This window comes from Syntrophotalea acetylenica (assembly GCF_001888165.1).
GTDB lineage: Bacteria > Desulfobacterota > Desulfuromonadia > Desulfuromonadales > Syntrophotaleaceae > Syntrophotalea > Syntrophotalea acetylenica.
Genome location: NZ_CP015455.1, coordinates 2,165,046 through 2,185,138, shown reverse-complemented (window position 1 = coordinate 2,185,138; position 20,093 = coordinate 2,165,046). Strand labels below are relative to the sequence as shown.

Here is a 20,093-nt window from a genome sequence, read left to right as displayed (position 1 = left end):
TTATCCACTAAGGGCGAAACAAAGGCGCGCCAGTTTGTGACGCGCCTTTGTTTCGCCTGATTTTATTCTGCCTTCTCTTTATCCTTCCCAGAAAAGATAGTGCGGCGCTTCGTTCAGCAGCTCCAGGCACTCCTCCAGCGTTCCGGTAAAATCGTAACGACGCCAGCGCTCGCGGTTCAGATAAAAATCCATTTTCCAGCGATTCTCGCCGGGCAGATGCCGCAGGCGGGCGAAGTCGCCCCAGTTGCACCGCAGGTGGATCCGGTCGCAATGGCTGTATGCCGCATAACCGGCCAGTTCCGGATGCTTTTTCAACATCTCCCGAATGATTGCCAACTGCCTGTCCTTCATGACGCCGCTCCGTTGTCGCATGTTATCTTGATTGTGCAGGTAAACGGCGATTCGTCAAGGGGGCAAGGGGTGAGGGGTGAGGGGTGAGGGGTGAGGGGCCGGCGTTGTTACGACTCCGGCCCCTTGTCAGGTAAAAACTGGTTTCGAAAAGTTATTCGGCCGGCTCAACCTTGATTCTGGCAGCGGCTTCCTTCGCCAACTGGCGGGCGCTATCGACGCTGTCGGCAACCACCAGGGCGACGCCCATGCGGCGTCCGGGGCGGCTGTCGGGTTTGCCGAACAGGCGTACTTTGCTGCCCGGCACGCGCAGGGCGTCCTCCACCCCGGAAAAACGGATATCGTTCTGGCGGTCCGACGCGAGGACCACATGGGAAGCGCCGGGAGAAAGCAGTTCAATGGCCGGGATCGGTAACCCGAGAATGGCCCGCACGTGCAGTTCGAATTCGGACATGTTCTGTGTCACCATGGTGACCATGCCGGTGTCGTGGGGGCGGGGCGACACTTCGCTGAAAAACACCCGATCGCCCTGAATGAAAAATTCCACGCCGAAAATGCCAGCGCCGCCCAGGGCTTCGGTGATGACCCGCGCCTGTCGCTGGGCCTCGGCCAGGGCCTTGTCCGTCATCGGCATCGGCTGCCACGATTCCTGATAGTCGCCGCCCTCCTGGCGATGGCCGATGGGGGGCAGTAGCTGGTGCCGTCGATGTGGCGCACGGTCAGCAGGGTGATTTCGTAATCGAAAGCGATAAAGGCTTCGATGATGACCCGTTCGCCGGCGCCGCGCGCTCCCTGCCGGGCATAGTCCCAGGCTTTATCGATGTCGTCGGCGGATTTGACTGTGCTCTGGCCTTTACCGGATGAACTCATGATCGGCTTTACTACGCAGGGCAGGCCGATGTCCTCGATCCCCTGGCGAAATTCCTCGTAGCTGGATGCAAAACGGTAGCACGCCGTCGGCAGTTCAAGCTCCTCGGCGGCGAGGCGGCGGATGCCCTCGCGGTTCATGGTCAGGTTGGTGGCCCGCGCCGTCGGTATGATGCGGTATCCCTGCTGCTCCAGCTCCAGCAGAAAAGCGGTGTCGATGGCTTCGATTTCAGGGACGATGAGATCCGGGGCTTCCTGCTTGATGATGCGTTCCAGCGCTTCGCGGTCAAGCATGTTGGCGACATGGCTGCGATGCGCCACCTGCATGGCGGGCGCGTCGGCGTAGCGGTCCACGGCAATGGTTTCGATGCCGAACCGCTGGGCTTCGATGACGACTTCCTTGCCCAGTTCGCCGCATCCGAGCATCAGCAACCTGGTGGCGGATTTTTCAGTGGGGTCCCGATCATTTTTTCTCTCCCGATGGTAAGGTCTGTGGCCGGCTGACAGAATGGTCCAGCAATATGCCCAATGGGCGGTGTCTTGTCAAGACCCGGCAGTGCCGCGGATCGCGAGACAGGGCAGCGGCTCAGGGTTTTCCGGTACCGCCGAATTCGATGCCGAGCAGGGTCACATCGTCTCTGAAAGGTGTTTTCTGGCCAAAGGTGCGCAGTGTTTCGATAATCTGGTCGCAGGCCGCGGCGAGTCGGCGTTTGCTCTGCTGCTGCAGCTTGCGGTAAAGACGCTGCGGTCCGAACATGTCCCCCTGGGCATCGGCATGTTCGATGATGCCGTCGGAATACAGGAACACCCGGTCTCCCCGTTCAAGGATGATTTCCCCCTCCTCGAAGGGAACCCGGGCTCCAGCGCCAATGATCGATCCGCCGCTGGCCAGCAACTCCAGAGATCCGGCACGGCGGATACACACCGGCGGCGGATGTCCCGCGGAACTGTATCGGAGGCGGCCGCTCGGAGTGTGCAGCAACAGACAGGAGATGGTGAAGAACTTGCCGAACCTTTCGAAAGGGTATTCCCTCTCGAGTTGGGCAAGAATCGCGGAGGGCGACAGGCATTGGCGGCCGCGTCCCGCCGTGTCCGGATTTTTGAATAACCTGCCGCTGCTTGGGGAGAGACTCTGGAAAACCGAGACGGTGACCATTGCGGCAGAAACGCCATGGCCGCTCACGTCAAGCAGATAGATCAGCAGGAAGTCGTCCGTCAACGGGATGATATTGAACAGGTCTCCGCCGATTTTTTCACAGGGGATAAAGCTCCAGGCGCAATCGAGGTTTGCCTTGGCGGGCTGCCCTGTCGGCAGCAGGGCACGCTGGATTTGCGCGGCGGAGCGGCGGTTTTCGTCCAGTTCCTTCTGCTTTTGCAGCAGCAGCCGCTGGGCGAGATCCCGCTCGTAGGTCAACCTGCGGAGGTTCAGCTGACTGGCGACTTTGTACTCCACCTCCCGAATATCGACGGGATGCCGCAGGCTGTCGGTGGTCCAGGGAGCCAGCGGCTTGACGGGAATCGGATGGCGCCCGTTGGAGGAAAAGAGCAGGCAGGGCAAGGGATGTTCACGGAAAAAACGGATCATCGGCGGCCACTGCTCCGGCCTCGGTTTCTCGGCAATTTCGGTATCGAACATCAGCAGGTCCGGACGCTCACGCAGGGCGTGAAGGGTTTCGTCAAGATCCGAGGCATTGAGGATAAAATAACCTTTTTCCCGCAGCATGCGGTAGAGGCGGTCGGTGGTCGGGGTGACTTTTCGGGCGAGCAGTATTTTTTCCGGCATGGGCCGCTATCCCCGGTTGGTAAATGACGATGGGTTGCTCCCGAGACTCTTTTCTAAGTAAAGTATAGTCGATAAAGAAGCTTTCGGGTCTTGCTGGCGTCCGATGGCGGCCGCTTATGCGAAAGGCGCCGGCTGCTGTTGCTGGCGTTGCAGACGCCGGGTGAAACTTTCGAGGGTGTCCGGCCGGCCAAACAGGTAACCCTGGGCGTGGTGGCAGCCCAGATCCATGAGCATCTCTTTCTGGTGAGGCGTTTCGATCCCTTCGCAGATGATGGTCAGGCCAAGGCTTTCACCGAGAGCGATGATCGCCCGGGTGATGGCGATGGCGCTGGGGGCTTCGGTCAGATCGCGGATAAAGGATCGGTCGATTTTCAATGTGTCGATGGGAAAATTCCGCAGATAGCTGAGGGAGGAGTAGCCGGTGCCGAAATCATCGATGGCGATCTGCACCCCCAGGTTTTTGAGGCGGCTCAGGTGGCTGACGGTTTTCAGGTTATTCTGCATGATGGTGTTTTCGGTCAGTTCGATTTCCAGCTGGCAGGGGCGGATACCACTTTGCAGGATCAGTTCTGCGACAAGATCGGCAATGTTGTCATGGGCGAACAGTTGCCCCGAAACATTTACCGACAGTCGCAGGTCGCCCAGGCCCGCGGTCCGCCAGCGGGCGATCAGATCGCAGGCCTGGCCCAGAACCCAGCGGTCGATGTCGATGATCAGGTTCGATTCAATGGCGACCGGCAGAAAGGACCCGGGGGACTTCAGGCCCTGCTGGGGATGCTTCCAGCGGATCAGCGCCTCGGCCCCGAAAATCCAGCCGCTGCGCATGTCGACCTGTGGCTGAAGGTGGAGGACGAATTCGTCGTTTTTAAGCGCTTTGCGAAGATCGTTTTCAAGAATCAGGTGGTCCTGGATCGGCTCATCCATGGCGGGATGATATTTGCGGAACGAGTCGCGTCCCCGGGTTTTGGCATCCTGCATGGCAATGTTGGCGTGGCGGATCAGGTCTTCCTGGCTGTCGGCGCCTTCGGGAAACAGGCAGATGCCGATACTGGTAGTGAGCAAGACCTCGCAATGGCCGAAGCTGAAGGGTTGGGCGATGGCTTTTATGAGGAGCCGCGCGACCTGGCTGACCTGTTCCTCGTCAAGCACTTCGGGCAGCAGAATGGCAAATTCATTGCCGCTGAAGCGGGCTATGCAATAATCGCAGAGCGTATTGCCCGGGAGCAGAATGTCGCATTGCTGCAGGCATTGGCGAATGCGTTTGGCGATGGTCAGCAGCACCTGATCGCCGATCATGTGGCCGAAGGACTCGTTGATGCGTTTGAAACGGTCCAGGTCGAGCAGCAGCACGGCCAGCTTTGCATGGTTGTGCCGCGCGGAATCGATGGCCGCGTCCAGGGTGTCGATGAAAAACCGGCGTTTGGCCAGGCCGGTCAAAGTGTCGAAGTGGGCCAGACCGAATATTTTCTGTTCGGCCTGCTGGAGATCGGAAACATCCTGTACGATTGCGGTGATGGCGCGGGGCCGGCGGGCATCGGTTTTTTCGATTTCGCCCTGGCTGCTGATATGGCGCTCCTCTTCCCCTGCCATGATGCGATAGCGGACCTGGTAGGGCTGGCGCAAAGCGATAGCCTGCTCCAGGGTTTCCCGCACCTGGGGCAGGTCATCGGGATGAACGGTCTGCAACAGATCTTCGGGACTTGAGAGGCGGGCTTTATCCTCGATCCCGAGCAGGTTGCGAAGATCCCTGCTGCAGGTAAAACGCCCCGAATCGAAGTCCAGCTGCCAGTGCCCGAGTTTGGCAATACGCTGGGCCAGGGACAGGCGACTGCGGCTGGCCTTGAGGTCTTCATGCAGACGGGCGGTGCGTAATATGTGCATGACCCGATAACGCAGCAGCAGCCAGTTGATCGGTTTGCAGATAAAATCGGTGGCGCCGGCATCAAAGGCTTTCTGAATGAGGTTGGCATCTTCCAGCCCGGTCAGCATGATGATCGGGATATCCTGGTATTCCGGCAGGCCGCGCAGCGTTCGACACACGGAAAACCCGTCCATGCCGGGCATTACCACGTCCAGCAGCATCAGGTCGGGGCGCATGCTGCGGAACTGGGCCAAACCTCTGGCGCCATCTTCGGCTTCGATAACCAAAAACCCGGCCTGCTCGAGGGTGGCGCGGGCCAGCAGGCGCATGCTGCAGTCATCATCCACGATCTGGATCATCGCGGCATGGTTCAGGTTTTCCGCTGTCATCCCTGGCCTCCTTCCTGGATCAGGGCGAATTGAACGCGATTATACTCGTTCTGGATGGATGCCATCAACCGATCGCGCTGGCTGGGCGGCAGGTCTCCGGCGCCTTCCATTTTGCGGCACAGATCGGCCAGGGACAGGGCACCAAGATTGGCACTGCTCGATTTGAGGGTGTGGGCCAGTTGGAAAACCATGCGCATGTGGCCGTTCTGCAGGGCCTGTTCCATGTTTTGCAAAACCCTGGGCGATTCCTTCAGGTAGATCTGGATAACCCGGGCGAGCAACCCCGGCTGCTGCTGCCCCTCCAGGGATTTGATGGTGGCGAGCCTGGTCCGGTCGATGGCAACCGTAGGCGGGGGCGGTTGCCGGTCCTGCCCGGGTTCCAGCGAAAAGGATCCATCCACGGTTTCATCACCGGAACTGCGCCGATGGTCGAGGATGCTCAGCCACCGGTTCAGCATGGCCCCGACCTGGAGCAGCGTGAAGGGTTTTCCAAGGTAATCGTCCATGCCTGCGGCGAGGCACTTCTCCCGATCGCCGCTTTGAGTATGGGCCGTCATGGCGATGATCGGCGTAGCCGCCGGGCGGTTTCGTTTTTCCCATTGCCGTATCATCTGCGTGGCCTGATAGCCGTCCATATCCGGCATCTGGCAATCCATGAAAACCAGATCGTAGTTGCCGGTCTTGAAACCCTGCAGGGCTTTCGTCCCGTCGCCGACGGTATCTACCGCGCAGCCATATTTTTCGAGCATGCCGACAGCCACCTGCCGGTTGACTTCATTGTCCTCGGCCAGCAATATTCGGGCCCGGGGCGGCCGGGTCTTTTCCGGGCGGCCGCAAGAAACCGGATCCGTGTTTTCCTCGGGCGCCGCCGACGGCCGGGCAGGGGGCGTGGTCAGGTTCAGCAGCAGTTCGGAAGGACGTACCGGTTTGCTGATATCACCGATGAACCTTATGCCGTCACCATCGAATGCGGGGCAAGGGTGCCCGGCCGGTTTCAGGATGATGACCTGTGGCGGCGGCACGGATGCCAGCGAGGCCATGCGGCGCATCAGTTCTTCCCCCGAAAAATCGGGCAAGGTCGCGTTGGTCAGTACGAAATGGAAATTCTGCATGGTCAGCAATTCCAGCCCCTGGCGGCCATTCGACGCGGTAATGCAGGCCAGTCCCCAACGGCGCAGCTGGCGTTTGATGCTGCGGCGGACCAGCGGATGGGAATCGATCACCAGCGCCCGTTTTTTCCGGAATTCCGAAATCCCGGCGAGCATGCCGGTTCGACCGGCAGGATCTTTGGGCAGAGACAGTTCAAACCAGAAATGCGAGCCATGGCCCGGCTCGCTGCGGACAGCGATGTGCCCGCCCATATGCCCGATCAGATCGCGGCAGATCGACAGTCCGAGACCGCTGCCGCCGTATTTGCGTGTGGTGGAGCCATCGGCCTGCGAGAAGGGTTGAAACAGGCGGGGGATATGCTCTGCCGGGATGCCGATGCCGGAGTCGCGCACATCGATGTGAATGAGGGTTGTCCCGTCGTGGCCCGGTCGGCATTTCAGCGTGATCAGGATATAGCCCCGGTCGGTGAATTTGACCGCGTTGCTGAGCAGATTCACCAGCACCTGGCGCAAACGGCCCGGGTCGCCCACCAGCACCGGAGGCAGCTCACCGGCAATGTCCAGAACCAGTTCCAGCCCTTTGGCCTGGGCCTTGACGGCAAACAGGCCGACGGCATCCTCGATGAGCCGGCAGATATCGAAAGGGATGGTTTCAAGTTGCAGTTTTCCGGCTTCCAGTCTGCTGAAATCGAGGATGTCGTTGATGATGTGCAGCAATGCCCGGCCGGACTGGGCGATGGTTTCGGCGATCTGTTTCTGATTGTCCGCCAGGGGACTGTCCAGCAACAGTTCCGTCATGCCCATAACCCCGTTCATGGGGGTGCGGATTTCATGGCTCATGTTGACCAGGAACTGGGATTTGGCGCGATTGGCCTCCTCGGCCCGTTGCTGGGCCTGCTGCAGCTGGTCGATGGTCGATTTCAGCTGCGCGGTCATGCTCTGCAGGGAGCCGTTGAGGATGCCGATCTCATCATCCGTTGCCGCCGGCCAGGCAATGGTTTGCAGCTCGGCCGGCATGCGTTGCGCGATATGCACGATCTGCCGCAATGGCCGCGTCAGACGGCGGCTCAGCAGCAAGGCGTAGAATACGACCAATACCAGGACGATGGCGCTGCTGCCCATGCCGTACAGCAGCAGGCGCCGATTGGCAGTGAGGTCACGGCTCAGGTCAAGTCCGGTAAGCAGGAAACAGTTCTTCTCATCATGGAACGGCAAGGCCATTTTGCTCGCGAAAACGGCCGGATTGTCCGACCGGACCAATCCCCCGAAGGACCGCGTCCGGGCGCTTTGGACCAGCGGCAGCAAAAACTCCGAGTCGTTGCTGCGGGATTGCACCGTGCCGAAACCGACCAGCAGGCTGTTGGTGAAGGCTGGTCCCAGTCGCAGGGTTTTGCCCGTAAACAGAACGCCGATGACCCGGGTTCCCGAAAGGATCGGCGTGTAGGTCATCATCGCCAGCCGGGAAGGTTTTCCCTTGTCCGCCATGTCGGAGAAAAAGGCAAGAGGCTCGCGGGTAATGGCCCGGTTCAGATAGCTGGCCAGGCGATCCGGATTGTGCTGCGGCAGTTGTCCGATGGCGGCTACCGGCACCGCCTCGGGGGTGAAAACCGCGAGGCAGGCAAGGTCGTTCTGTTCGCGCAGCAGGTCGAGATAGGCCTTGAGCTGGAAGGAAACATCCAGCTTCAGCGGAATAATGAGCTGGTTGTCGGATGCGATGCGCAGGCTTTGCTCACGGAAGTTGTCCAGCTGGGCGATGAACAGCCCACGGTGAATCTGTTCCAGTTGCTGCAGCTTGGTATGCCCGTTCTGCAGAATATGATTGGTCGTTACGCGACCGAAGATCAGAAACCCTATCAGGGTGATCAGCATCGGCATCGGCAGGATGGCCAGCAGCAGTTTGCAGGTCAGGGATTTGCGAAAAACTATTTTTTGCATGGTGTTCCCTTGGCTCCCGCGGAAGCAGAACCGGATGTTTTCAGCAGCGGCATGCTGGTATAGAGTTCCGCGCTTGTCAGCAGCGTGTGCGGGATTTCGATGCCCAGCATGGCGGCCCGCCGGGTGTTGAAGGTGATGACGGAGCGCTCGGCCGATTCGATGGGCAGGGTTCGGATGTCGTGGTGTTGCAGCAGCTTGACCCCCATGTTGCCGGCCTGTTGCCCCATGGCGGCGAAATCAACGGAGGCGCCGCCGAACAGCCCGAGTTGCGCAAAGGAAAAATTCAGGGGAATGCCTGGCTTGCGACAGTGGCGCAGGTAGGTGCGCAGGGTTTCGTGAGGGCCGATACTCTGGTTGTTTTTATTCTTGATGCTCAACACCAGCGGATACACCGCCTGCACTTCCGGACTGGCGTTGATCGCGTGGATCTCCCGAAGGTATTCCTGCATGGTGGCGACGCTGCGTATGCTCAGCCGGATGCCGTTTGCGGCACCGCGCATTTCGATCTGCAGCTGTTTGCGAATCGCCTGGCCGGTCGGAGTCCGGTCAAGCAGGGCTACGACGTGGCGAAGATCCGGCATCGCTTCCCGCATGACGTTCAGGGCCGCCTGCAGATGCAGCTTTTCGTAAACCCCGGTGACATTGCGCACCGGCAGGCCCTGCCGGTCCAGGAAGGGAACGGCGCGGTGGTAATCCCGAGGCTGCCCGTTCAAGCCGGAAAACACCACGGGAAACGGTTGCCCGACCAGTTGCAGCCCCACTTCCCGAAACGCGTTATCGTCCAGCGTAAAGACCAGTTGCGGGGCAAAGGCGCGGATTTTTTTCAAAACCCGTGCGGCTTCGGTGCGCATGCGCCCGGGGCTGCTGTTGACGGTCTTGGTGTTCATGTAGTGGACGCGGACATCAAGCCGCTTTCCAAAACGGTGCCGCAGAACCTCCCTTATCCCGATTTCCTGCGGGATGCCACAGACATCATCGTTACCGTAGCTCTGGACGATGAAAACCCTGAGCCTGTCGCTGGATTCGAGCCTGGTGGGTGCGATGATGCGGATGCCGGGCAGCAGCCAGTCCATAACGTCGAGCTGAGTCTCGCTCGCACTTGTGCCCCTGGCAACACGAAGCTGGCCGGAGGCATCGTGGATGGGACCGGAAAATACCTGCAGGCGGCCTTCCTTGAGGGCTTTTTCCCGGGCTTTGACCTGCTGCACCACTTTCACCGGCACCAGCGGACTGATGGTGCCCAGAGCGGTGACGCCGGTTTCCAGTCCCTGGTATCTGGAACCGGGGGGGAGGGTTCCGGCTTGCAGGGCGCGAATCGCTTCGGCATAAAAAACCGACCAGTCATAAATGGCGGAGGTCAGTAGCCGCTCCGAGGCGTACCGGGACAGGTCGGTGGCGTAGCCAATGGCGAACATGCCGTGGTCCATGGCGACCTGCATCGGAGAAGGGTGGCGGATGCCGTTGAAGTACACGTCCACGCCGTTGCCTGAGAATTTTCTGACGAGGCGGGCGGCCTGCTCGGGAGGGCCGTCGCACCAGGCGGCCTCCACGGCGATGGCGGGCCGTACCGAGCGGGCGCCGAGGACAAAGGCGTTAAGGGCGCGTACCGCGGCAGGATCGGCCGCTTCCCCAAGAAAACCGAGACGCTGTCTGACCGACATGCTGGCGGCGAGGATGCCGGAAAGATAGGCCGGCTGGTGTATTTTCCCGCCATAGCTGATGACGTTGGGGGCGCGGTAGCGGCCGCCGCACACAAAAAACATGACCTCGGGATGTTGGCCGGCCAGGCGGGCCGCCGCCGCGGAAAATCCGGCGTCCGTCGCAAACAGGGCCCTGACCCCCTGCCGGATCAGGTTTTCCATGACATCGGGTGCATCTTCCCGCGAAACACTGGCCAGTGCCAGGGTTTTGACGGAGGGAAAGGCGCGGCCGAGCTTCAGGCGGGCCAGTTCATGGGCATGATTCCATCCACCGTCGCCGACCGGGCTGTTGTACAAAAAAGCGACTTTCAAGGGGCCGCCTGCCTGGCAGGGCAGCGGTGCGGTGCCAAGGGCGATCATGCATGCCAGCAGCACAACGGCCAGGATTGTCGGCCGGCTGCCCCTTGGGGCGAAGGATGTCGAGGGGCATCGGGTTTTTGCCGGAAGGGGGGCGCGATATCGCATTGTCATTGCAGGTACCTCCACAAAAGTGACCGTGACGGTCAAGACTTCAGGTCTTTCGGCAAAACCGCAAGCCAGGCGCGCGGGCCGGTTTCTCAGACTGCGAATATTCAGGGTGTGTCGGGACCGGGGCGTGACAGCCACCCGGGACAGGGATGCAAAAATGGGGCCGCGGGCGGTCCCCGCGAGGGATGTGCGGGAAGCGGCGGTCGGCACCGGGGATCCGGCAAAACGGTTGCCCGTCACAGGGGGCTATGCTACCCTGTGATACCTGCGGATAAAATGGAATCGGGAGACGAAATGGGGAAGAACACGGGCCAGAAGGAACGTCTTGACAAGCTGCTGGTGGTGCGCGGCATGGCGCAATCCCGCGAACGCGCACGAGCCCTGATTCTTGCCGGCCAGGTTGTGGTGGATCACCACACCATCGACAAGGCCGGCGCCCAGGTATCCACAGATGTGTCCCTGCGCCTCAAAGGTGAGGACATCCCGTATGTGTCCCGCGGCGGACTCAAACTCGAAAAAGCCTTGGAGACGTTTGCCATCGATGTGTCGGACAAGGTCGCCATGGATGTCGGTGCATCCACCGGCGGGTTTACCGACTGCCTTCTGCAGCGCGGTGCACTGCGGGTGTATGCGGTGGATGTCGGCTATGGACAACTGGCCTGGTCGCTGCGTCAGGACAGCCGTGTCATCAATCTGGAGCGCACCAATATCCGGCATTTGCGGCCCGAGGCCCTGTCCGAACGGCCTGTCCTGGCGGTGATCGATGCCTCGTTCATATCCCTGGACAAGGTGTTGCCCGCGACCCTGGCGCTGTTGGCCGATCGGGCCGAGGTGGTGGCCCTGATCAAACCCCAGTTCGAGGTCGGACGGGGCGCGGTCGGCAAGGGGGGGGTGGTCCGGGATGCCGGCCAGCATCAGGCGGTGGTCGAGCGTATTGCGCAGTTGGCCGAAACCCTTGACTGCCAGGTGCTGGGGATAACGGAAAGCCCCATTCTGGGACCCAAGGGCAATCGCGAGTTTCTGATTTATCTGCGCAAGGGGGCAGACGCGTGAACCGTGTCTGTTTTGTCGGCGCCGGACCCGGCGATCCGATGTTGCTCACCCTGCGAGGGGCGGCCCTTCTGAAACGCTGCCGGGCGGTGTTTACTTTCCCGCCCCTGGATCAAAGCTTTGCAGGCCTGATCGGCGACCGGCCGGTTTTCGATCCCTTCGATTTTGGTTTTGACGATCTTTTGGCGCGGCTCGATATGCTGCTGACAGAAGGCGATGTGGTTTTCCTGCAGCCGGGGGATCTGACTTTTTTTTCGCCATTTCAGGCGTTGATCGAAGCGCTTGGCGACAGGGCCGAGGTGGTACCCGGCGTCGGCGTCGCCAATGCCGCATCGGCCCTTCTGAAAAGGACCCTGAACCTGTCCGGTTCCTGCACCCGCACGATCCTGGTTTCAACGCGGGCACTGGCCGAAAGTCCCGGGGCGCCGTCCCTGGAGGATGTGGCACGGCCGGGCGTGACGCTGCTGATCTACATGAATCATTACCCTCTGGCGGAGCTTGTCGCACGGCTGCGTAGCGGTTATGGCTGCAATCAGCCCGTGGCACTGGTTCACAGGGTCAGTTTGCCGGGGCAGCGCCTGCTGATCGGCACGCTTGACGATATCGCCGGCAAGGCGCAGCAATGTCCCTTTTGGGGGCCGCAGGGGCGGGCTGATTTGACCCTGATCATCACCGGCGAAGCGCTTGGCGCCCGAGCCGATCGCGGATGGTGGGACAAGCGCCGGGAAGGTGGGCACCGCCACCGCCCCGTTTAAGCTGTCGCGATTTGACCTTTTCATCCTGCCGACACGATGGATATGATACGTATTTCGTACACTGCCGATCTGCATTTCGGATATGGTTTTCACGCGTGGCAAGAACCTGCGACCGGCAGATGCGATGACCAGCCGGCCGGCCGGCTGCTGCGCAGGGTGGGATCCCGAAAAGCGGGCCACGCCGGAATCGAACGACGGCGACCGGAAGCCGTGCTGCGGGCAATCCGGATTCGCCTGCAATCCTCGCATGGAGACGCCTTATGATGCTGCTGCGGCTTGAACTGCAGGCCTTCGGATGCTTTGTGGATGAAGCCATTGATTTCGCACCCGGCATGAACCTGGTGTCAGGCCCCAATGAATCCGGCAAATCCACTCTGGCGCAGGCGGTCCCGTCGGTGCTGTTCGGTGCCCCCGATGTGGCGCGAATCATGCCCTGGGAGCGTCCCGGAATGTGCCGGGCGGCAGTGGTTCTGACGTCTGGCGAACGGCGCATCAGGGTGACTCGGGATTTTGTGTCCGGCAAGGTGCAGTGGTTCGAAGGGACTCTGGACAGCGAGCTGCAACAGAAGTTCTGCGGTTTTCCGGAGGCTGCGGACGCCGTGGCGGATCGGGCAGCCTATCTGGCTTGCCTGCGGGACGGCCTGGGACTGTGTCAGCGTGAATTTCTCGAAGCGATGTTGTATCGGGACACCTTTAACGGGGTTGGCGGCCTGCCGACGGACCATCTGGAGATTTGTCTGTCTGATGGGGGTGCGGGCGCCATGCAGGAGCGCCTGAAAGACCTGCAGGCCGAATACCTGGCGCTTTCCAGCGCCAATCCCTGGGGATTGCCCTGCGCCGGAGACGGACAGCTGGAGGTTATCGCCCGGCAGTTGGGCGAACTCGAACAGGAATGGTTTGCCCTGCAGGACACTATCCGGGGTCTTCAGAACAGCGAGGCCGCGCGGGAAGGTGGCGAAACGGTGTCGGACCAGGACATCGTGACGCAAGGCGAGGTGGCCACGGATTGTTCGCGCTCCGCGGAGGCTTTCAGCCAGACGGCTGCTACGCCGCTGCTTGCGGAGCACGGAGTTCAAGGCGACCTGAACGATCAGCGTGCCGCCCTGGAGGCTGAACTGGCAAAAACCGGTTTGCCCCGGCACATGCCATGCGAGCTTTCCGAGTTGCTGATTGCTCACGGGGAATTGCGTCAGGCGATGGCGGAGCAGAAACGCGCCCTTGGCGCGCGTCAGGAGGAGCGCCGCCGCTGCCGCATGCCATCCCGGAAAGGACCGGGGATTCAGCTCGCGGGGGTCTGGGCCGCGGCGCTGTTCTGGGCGCGGCTGCAATCGGGATGGCTGGCTGCCGGCAGCGGCCTGCTGGCAACCGCGGCGGTGGTCGGCTGGCACTTCCGGAAGTGTTTGCAGGTTCGCGAAGCCGGACGGCAGAGCGACCGGCAGATTGACGCCCTGGAACAAGGGGTAGGTGAACTCCAGGAACAGCTCAACGTCCTGAACGAACGCCTTGAGCAGCTCGGCTTTGCACTGTCGCCGGTGGACATGGTGCGTCTGCAGAAAAATCTTCCACGCCATCAGCAATTGCTGGAACAATTGCGCAGCCTCGATACAGCGCCAGCCGTAACCGGCCATCCGGATGCCGCATCTTCCGGTCCCGCCGAAACCCATGGTACCGGTGATGCGTGTTTGGCAAGCGGTGCGGCAATCTCCGGCACAGTCAGCGCCGAAGCCTGCCCGCAACAAAGTGAGGACCCTCCGTCCGCTCAACAAAACCCTTCCGGTCTTGACGAACTGCTCGACGCCCGGTCGCGCATCGAAGCCCGGGGCGAAGCACTGCGGCTCCGGGAAACACAGCTCAAACAGCGCAGGGAGACTCTTCGGACAGCCTGCGATCAGCTGCGCGAGGCTCTTGCCGAACCGACCTCTGTCGACAGGGATGCCTTCGCAAGTCTGCTCGCCCGATTGCTCTCAGGCTTGACCGGCGGCGCCATCGAGCAGGTACGGGTTACGGAGGATTACCAGCTGCAACTGCCCGGCCCGAATGGCAACTGGCTGTCCCAGGAGCGTTTCGGCAGCGCCACCCGGATGCTGCTGCAACTGGCATCCTGCATGGCGTTGAACGGCCTGCGCGACGAACCTTTGCGCCTGCCGCTGTTACTCGATGAACCGCTTGGCAATCTGGACAAAAAACGCCGCGGCCAGGCGTTGAAGGTTCTGGAGCAATACACGGCCGGTCAGCAGGTTATCTTATTCAGTCATGACGAAGGCTTGCGCCGAAGGGCCATGCGCGAGGGGTGGCATCTGCTGTCCCTGGGCGGCGAGGGGCTCAAGGTTGCGGCCGGTGGCGAGGAGAAACACAACGATGGCGGACAACTGTCTTTTCTGTAAAATCATAGCCGGTGAGATTCCGGGAACGTTCATTTATCAGGACGACCGGTTGGTGGTGCTGCAGGATATCGCTCCGCAGTCTCCCCATCATTACCTGATCATTCCGCGCAAGCATATTCGCACCACCCTGGACCTTGCGGCGGAGGATAACGATCTTGTCGGTCATGTCTACCAGGTGGCCGCCCGGCTGGCCGAACAGCATGGTTTTGCCGAGGGCGGCTTCCGCGTTGTCAACAATTGCAATGAAGGTGCCGGTCAGACCGTCTGGCATCTTCATTTTCATCTGCTTGGCGGCCGTATTCTGACCTGGCCTCCGGGGTAGGTGCCATTCACGGCGGCTATTCACCGATCAGAACTTGCCCCTGGTCGTTTCGGCCCTGGCGGTTTTTTGGCATTCGGCCTGGCGCTGGCATTGCAGACACAGCCGGGTAAACGGCAGCACATCCAGCCGTGCATGCTCGATGGCCTTGCCGCAGCTTTCACAGCTGCCGTAGCTGCCATCGCGCAGGCGTTGCAGCGCGTCATCGATGGCCAGCACTTCCTCGCGCGCCGCGTCGCCGAGCAGGTGCAGGTAGTCCTGGAGACTGTCGGTCAGCCCCTGATCCGCCGTATCCGCAACCCCATTATCGAGCAGGGCGGCGGCGTCGGCGTGTTGGCGACGACAGGCATCCAGTCGCTCCTCGCGCAGGGCCAGCAGCTTTTTGCGGATGTTCTCCGTGTGTTCCTGAGTCATGGCGTTCTCCTTGGGGTAGTGCTGATCCGGAAACTCCGGATGGATACAACGTAATTTTCAGATGGAAGTTTTCGGTGGAAACGGTATCGCCGAGGGATCTTCCTAAACAGTAAACCGGTTGGTCCGGAAGTCAAAAAACATCTTCGGTCAGCGCGCCGGTCCGGCGGTCTGTGCCGAGGCCGTAAGGCCACCTGCCGTGGAGGGTGTGTGCCAGAAAACAAGAAAAAAGAACGACGCATGGTCAACGAAATCCTCGAACTTCTGGTGACCCACTACGGAGGCGGGTTGAGCGAAGAGGAACTCGACCGGGGAATCGTGGATTTTCAGCACGCCATTGCCATCGCATCGAAAGCTCACGAGGGGCAGTATCGCAAATCCGGCGAGCCTTTTTTCATTCATCCGCTGCGGGTGGCCCATGAGGCCGCGCGTCACTGGATGGATTTCTCCTCGGTGATCGCCGCCCTCCTGCACGACGTGGTGGAAGATACGCCCATGACCCTTGCCGAGGTGGAGGAAGCCTTTGGCGGGGAAGTGGCACGGCTCGTCAATGGGCTGACCAAGGTTTCGTCGGAAAAGCTAAGTCGCGAGGCGCTCAAGACCGAAACCTACCGCAAGCAGTTGCTGCTGGCCATCGAGGATGTGCGGGTTCTGTGCCTGAAATTCTGGGACCGCATGGACAATCTGCAGACCATTTACGCTCTCGATCCCAGCAAACAGGCTCTTATCGCCAAGGAAACCCGCGCTGTCTACGTGCCCCTGGCCAGGCATCTCGGCATGGGGTATGTCGCTTCCCACATGGAAGCCCTTTCCCTGAACATCCTCTACCCCGCCCGGGCCAACCGCTATCGGCGGGTCGTGCAGGTGCTGCGCACTCAGGTTGAACCGCAGTTGCGGAAAATTCGCGCCAGTTTTCGCCAGGCCTTCGAGCACTACCGGCTCGCTCCGACGATGAAGGACCGCTGGCGGCCTTTTTCCATCGACGCCACCCGGACCATGGGACGCGGCATATCGTCTCTCTACACCCTGGAGATCCATGTGGCGCGTACCATGGATGCCTATCTGGCCCTGGGTGTCGTGCACGAACTCTGCAACGCCATTCCCGGCAAGTTGCGCGACCATCTCACCATCCCGTCTCCGTTTGGCTATCAGGCCCTGAAAACCACCGTTCAGGCTGGCGAAATCCGGCTGCGGGTCGAAATCACCACTCACAAGCTGGCCCGTTTTAACGAATCAGGGGTATTGACGCCAGGTTTTGAATTCCGCAGGGAGAACTTCCGGGAGCTGATGAAATCCCTGCTGGAAGGCGAGGCGGCCTTCGATACCGAGAGCCTGCGCCTGGCGGCGTCCACGATCCAGGTCTATACCCCCAGGGGGGATATCTGCACCCTGCCTGCCGGCAGCAGCGCCCTCGATTTTGCCTTTGCCATTCATGAAAAAGTCGGTCTGTTCGCATGGCGGGCGCGCGTCAACGGTCAGACCCGGCAGCTCAAATCGCGGCTGATGGACGGCGATCAGGTTGAAATCGAGCGGGGCATGAATCCCAAAGTGTTGCCCAAATGGCTGGAGTGGTGCATCACGCCCCGCGCTCATAATCATATCCGTCGCTATCTGCGCACCCGGGTTCAGGACGGCGAATTTTAGGGGGCTGAGGAAGGCGTGGCTTTTGAGTCGGCGGCATGCAACAAGGCCCCGTGGCGTGAGCTTCGGGGCCCTGGTTTTATGCTTCCTGCTGTTTGGTTGCCTGCACGTGGGGTTTTTTGGCGGGGCGGCTGGCATGGATCAGGATTTTCTGGTCGGTAAAGCTCTCCACCTCGCCGGCGAAGGTTTCCACCTGGAAAAAATCCTGGATTTTGGCGGATGCTTCGATAAACAGCTTATTGAGTTTCTGCACCCGGTCGCGGTTGAGGCCGGTGCGCCGCGCCCATTCCTGAAAATCGTGGGTCTTGGGCAGGACCTTGATGTCGTGCAGGATAAAATCGGCGGCTTCCACCATCTGCGTCCATTCCTGTCTGGAGTAGGAGCGCACATGGGTGGGGTCCCGCATCTGCTCGTAGGCATGCATGAATTCGGCGATTTCCGGGTCATCCGGCAGCAGCGTATCGATGATGGCCATGCGGCCGCCGCGGCGCAGTACCCGGTGGAATTCGGCCAGCGCGCGCGGCACGTCCGGGAAGTGGTGAGGGGCGATGCGGCAGGTCAGCAAGGTAAACGCCCCGGCCGGAAACGGCAGGTCCTCGGCGTCGGCTTCCCGGAAGGTGACATTTTCCACGCCGCCGTCTTCGCTGATGAATTCCTGCGCGCGCTTCAGCATCTGCATCGCCAGATCGGAGGCCACGACGCTGCGCACCATGGGGGCAAAGAACAGGGCCGTGTGGCCGCCGCCGCAGGCCACGTCGAGCAGAATGTCATCCTGCGTGGGCTTGAGCAGGCGCGCGGCCTCTTCCAGATCCTCACCGTGGGCGAATCCGGGACTCTGCACATAGCTTTCCGCCGTGCGGCTGAACTGCTCCCTGACTTTATCCTTGAAATTCTTGGACATTCATTTCTCCTGGAATGAATCGATTATAGCACCCTTGCAGGAGCTTGTCCCGGTTGAAAGCCATCCACAGGCCTGCCCACATGGATCAGGGAGGATAGCATGAATGGCAAGGCTTTGGGAAGTAGCGGAATGTGCATCCCGGGGTGTTTTCCCGGATGAGCGCCGGATCAGTTTTCCTCTCCGTTCTCTTCCATCGTGAGCGCCGCCGCATCGAGCCATGCAACGATATCGCGCAGCACATCCAGGTGTTCCGGCGGCATGTCATCCATCTCCTCCAGCGCCGCGTTCAGCCGGCGTGCCGCCGACAGGGCCTGCCTGAACAGGCGTTGCTGTTGCATCCGGTCGGAATGGGGCTGCGGGGCGAGGCTCTTGAAGCATTTGACAGCCGTCGGATGACTGCGTTCCTGTTCGATGACAGTCTGTCGCAAGGTTGCGTAGTCTTCCTCGGAAAAAGACTGCTCCTCGCGCGCCTGCCGCAGCAGATCGATGCTGCGGTAGTCAGGTACCGATTGCAGGGGGGAGCCCTCGGCCAGCAGGTGGGGCTCTTCGCGGCTTATGAAGCGATATGCCTGGGTCAGCTTCTGCGCTGTTGGTTTGCGGATACGGATTTCCTTCTGACAGTATTCCTCAAAGGAATCATAGCCCCAACTCCGGTACAGGGACGCCTGGCTGACCTTGAGAAGCTCTTCTCCAAGTTCGACCCAGGACGATTTGAAGCGGCGGGCCACATCGAGCACCCGGTAGCGATCGGAGCCGGGTTCGAGATGTTCCATAAGGGTTTCGATATGCGACTCTGCGGCGGTTTTGGGTGTTTCGTTCATCGATTCTACCTCTATCGCAAAACCTTCTGGCTTGAGAAGGCAATGGCGGTTAGAATAAAGCTTTTTGAGTGGCGTTTCCAGCCGGAAACCCGGCTTATGTCAAAGGATCTGATCGCATGCAAAAATCCGCTTTCATCGTTGGCCCCCAGACGGCGCAGATGCTGCAGCTCGGCCATCCCTGGGTGATTGCCGATCGTTATACCCAGCAATGGCCCAAGGCCCCCGCCGGTCAAATCATCCAGCTTGCCGACGAGACGGGACGGCAGCTGGCCACTGCCCTGCTCGATCCCGACGACCGGGTGGTGGCGCGGGTGCTGGATTTTTCTCCCATGGACCTGACTCCCGACTGGATCCAGGGCCGGGTCCGGCAGGCCCTCGATCTGCGGCGCCGCCATCTCGACCTGGGCGATACCAGCGCCTGGCGCCTGATCAACGGTGAAGGGGATTTTCTGCCTGGCCTTACCGTGGACTGTTATGGCGATTACCTGATGATTCAGCTGTTCAGCCGTGCCTGGCGTCCGCATTTGCCGATGCTGGTAACGGTATTGCAGAAACTGCTGGAGCCGGCCGGCATTTATGAAAAATTCCGCCCTCAGCAGACCCGCAGTCTGGCCGACCGGTCGAAAAAAATGAGCCGCCTGTTGTGCGGTCGGGCCGTAGCCGGCCGGCTGACGGTGCGGGAGAACGGCCTCAATCTGCTGGTGGATATGGAAGAGGGACTCAACACCGGCCTTTTCGGGGACCAGCGGGAAAATCGGCGGGATCTGATGAAACGGGCGGCAGGTGCCAGGGTGCTGAACCTGTTCGCCTACACCGGCGCCTTTTCGGTGGCCGCGGCTGCCGCCGGCGCCGTCAAGGTCACCAGCGTCGATGCCTCCGTCGCTTACCTGGACTGGGCGCGGGATAACTTCGCGGCCAACCGCCTCAACCCGAAACGACATGAATTTCTGGCCGGAGACTGCCGTCAGGTGCTGCAGGAACTGCGCCGCGGCGGTCGTGGGTTCGACCTGATCATCATGGACCCGCCGAGTTTTTCCACCGTCGGCAAGAGCCGCTTCACCACCAGCGGCGGCACCGCGGAGCTGGTTGCCGAGGCTATGCCGTTGCTGGAGGATGGCGGATTGCTGATCACGTCTTCCAACCACCAGAAGGTCGACCTCGCCGATTATCTCAAGGAACTGCGACGTGGCGCCCTGGCGGCGGGTGGCAGCCTGAAAGTGATCGGCAACTTCGGTCAGGCCGGCGATTATCCCTACCCGGTGACGTTTCCCGAGGGGCGCTACCTGAAATATCTGGTCAGCGTCAAAGGCTGTTCGCCAGGGACTCACTTCTGATGTATGCAGCCCGTGGC

15 protein-coding genes and 1 pseudogene are annotated in these 20,093 nt (G+C 60.9%); 7 read left to right on the top strand and 9 right to left on the bottom strand.

The genetic code is table 11. The features are described 5' to 3' along the window. Window positions 1–78: 78 nt before the first annotated feature. The 6 genes and pseudogenes from A6070_RS10110 to A6070_RS10085 all read right to left on the bottom strand — a co-directional run bounded on the left by A6070_RS10110 (window position 79) and on the right by A6070_RS10085 (window position 10,304). Complete coding sequence (locus tag A6070_RS10110) at window positions 79–351, bottom strand: DUF3024 domain-containing protein (RefSeq protein WP_072285641.1); 273 nt, start codon at window positions 349–351, stop codon at window positions 79–81. 151 nt (window positions 352–502) lie between these two features. Next, window positions 503–1,641: pseudogene (gene purT / locus A6070_RS10105) on the bottom strand (formate-dependent phosphoribosylglycinamide formyltransferase). A 160-nt stretch (window positions 1,642–1,801) separates the two neighbouring features. Beyond that, window positions 1,802–2,998 (bottom strand): PP2C family protein-serine/threonine phosphatase, encoded by a 1,197-nt coding sequence (locus A6070_RS10100; RefSeq protein WP_072285639.1) that lies wholly within the window; start codon window positions 2,996–2,998, stop codon window positions 1,802–1,804. A gap of 114 nt (window positions 2,999–3,112) precedes the next feature. After that, window positions 3,113–5,248: a putative bifunctional diguanylate cyclase/phosphodiesterase gene (locus tag A6070_RS10095; RefSeq protein ID WP_083558428.1), complete on the bottom strand. Its 2,136-nt coding sequence runs from the start codon at window positions 5,246–5,248 to the stop codon at window positions 3,113–3,115. Next, window positions 5,245–8,292, bottom strand: coding sequence for a response regulator (locus A6070_RS10090; protein ID WP_072285638.1), 3,048 nt, complete (start codon window positions 8,290–8,292; stop codon window positions 5,245–5,247). The genes A6070_RS10095 and A6070_RS10090 overlap by 4 nt, the downstream gene beginning before the upstream one ends. Continuing rightward, window positions 8,280–10,304 carry an ABC transporter substrate binding protein gene (locus A6070_RS10085; RefSeq protein WP_158515877.1) on the bottom strand — a complete coding sequence of 675 codons (2,025 nt, stop codon included), beginning with the start codon at window positions 10,302–10,304 and terminating at the stop codon, window positions 8,280–8,282. Before A6070_RS10085 ends, A6070_RS10090 begins: the two co-directional genes overlap by 13 nt. A gap of 46 nt (window positions 10,305–10,350) precedes the next feature. Here A6070_RS10085 and A6070_RS15595 point away from each other — a divergent pair, with 46 nt between their 5' ends. The 5 genes from A6070_RS15595 (at window position 10,351) to A6070_RS10060 (ending at window position 14,971) form a co-directional block, all read left to right on the top strand. Further along, complete coding sequence (locus A6070_RS15595) at window positions 10,351–10,722, top strand: hypothetical protein (protein ID WP_158515876.1); 372 nt, start codon at window positions 10,351–10,353, stop codon at window positions 10,720–10,722. Window positions 10,723–10,754: 32 nt separating this feature from the next. Further along, on the top strand, window positions 10,755–11,513 hold the full coding sequence (locus A6070_RS10080) for a TlyA family RNA methyltransferase (RefSeq protein ID WP_145926334.1): 759 nt from the start codon (window positions 10,755–10,757) through the stop codon (window positions 11,511–11,513). Beyond that, window positions 11,510–12,265 carry an SAM-dependent methyltransferase gene (locus tag A6070_RS10075; protein ID WP_072285635.1) on the top strand — a complete coding sequence of 252 codons (756 nt, stop codon included), beginning with the start codon at window positions 11,510–11,512 and terminating at the stop codon, window positions 12,263–12,265. The genes A6070_RS10080 and A6070_RS10075 overlap by 4 nt, the downstream gene beginning before the upstream one ends. Window positions 12,266–12,525: 260 nt before the next feature. Then, entirely contained in the window at window positions 12,526–14,649 is a 2,124-nt protein-coding gene (locus A6070_RS10065) for an ATP-binding protein (RefSeq protein WP_072285633.1), read from the top strand. Next, entirely contained in the window at window positions 14,624–14,971 is a 348-nt protein-coding gene (locus tag A6070_RS10060; protein ID WP_072285632.1) for a histidine triad nucleotide-binding protein, read from the top strand. Before A6070_RS10065 ends, A6070_RS10060 begins: the two co-directional genes overlap by 26 nt. 27 nt (window positions 14,972–14,998) lie before the next feature. Here A6070_RS10060 and A6070_RS10055 read toward each other — a convergent pair whose 3' ends face one another. Further along, complete coding sequence (locus tag A6070_RS10055; RefSeq protein WP_072285631.1) at window positions 14,999–15,382, bottom strand: TraR/DksA family transcriptional regulator; 384 nt, start codon at window positions 15,380–15,382, stop codon at window positions 14,999–15,001. A gap of 207 nt (window positions 15,383–15,589) precedes the next feature. On the opposite strand from A6070_RS10055, the gene A6070_RS10050 reads away from it, so the two are divergent. After that, on the top strand, window positions 15,590–17,023 hold the full coding sequence (locus A6070_RS10050; protein WP_235605447.1) for an HD domain-containing protein: 1,434 nt from the start codon (window positions 15,590–15,592) through the stop codon (window positions 17,021–17,023). A 76-nt stretch (window positions 17,024–17,099) separates the two neighbouring features. Here the strand turns inward: A6070_RS10050 and A6070_RS10045 are convergent, their stop codons facing one another. Beyond that, window positions 17,100–17,921 (bottom strand): class I SAM-dependent methyltransferase, encoded by an 822-nt coding sequence (locus A6070_RS10045; RefSeq protein ID WP_072285629.1) that lies wholly within the window; start codon window positions 17,919–17,921, stop codon window positions 17,100–17,102. Window positions 17,922–18,088: 167 nt separating this feature from the next. Next, entirely contained in the window at window positions 18,089–18,742 is a 654-nt protein-coding gene (locus A6070_RS10040; RefSeq protein WP_072285628.1) for a hypothetical protein, read from the bottom strand. Window positions 18,743–18,858: 116 nt separating this feature from the next. Between A6070_RS10040 and A6070_RS10035 the strand changes: the two genes are divergently transcribed. After that, complete coding sequence (locus A6070_RS10035) at window positions 18,859–20,076, top strand: class I SAM-dependent rRNA methyltransferase (RefSeq protein WP_072285627.1); 1,218 nt, start codon at window positions 18,859–18,861, stop codon at window positions 20,074–20,076. Window positions 20,077–20,093 lie beyond the last annotated feature (17 nt).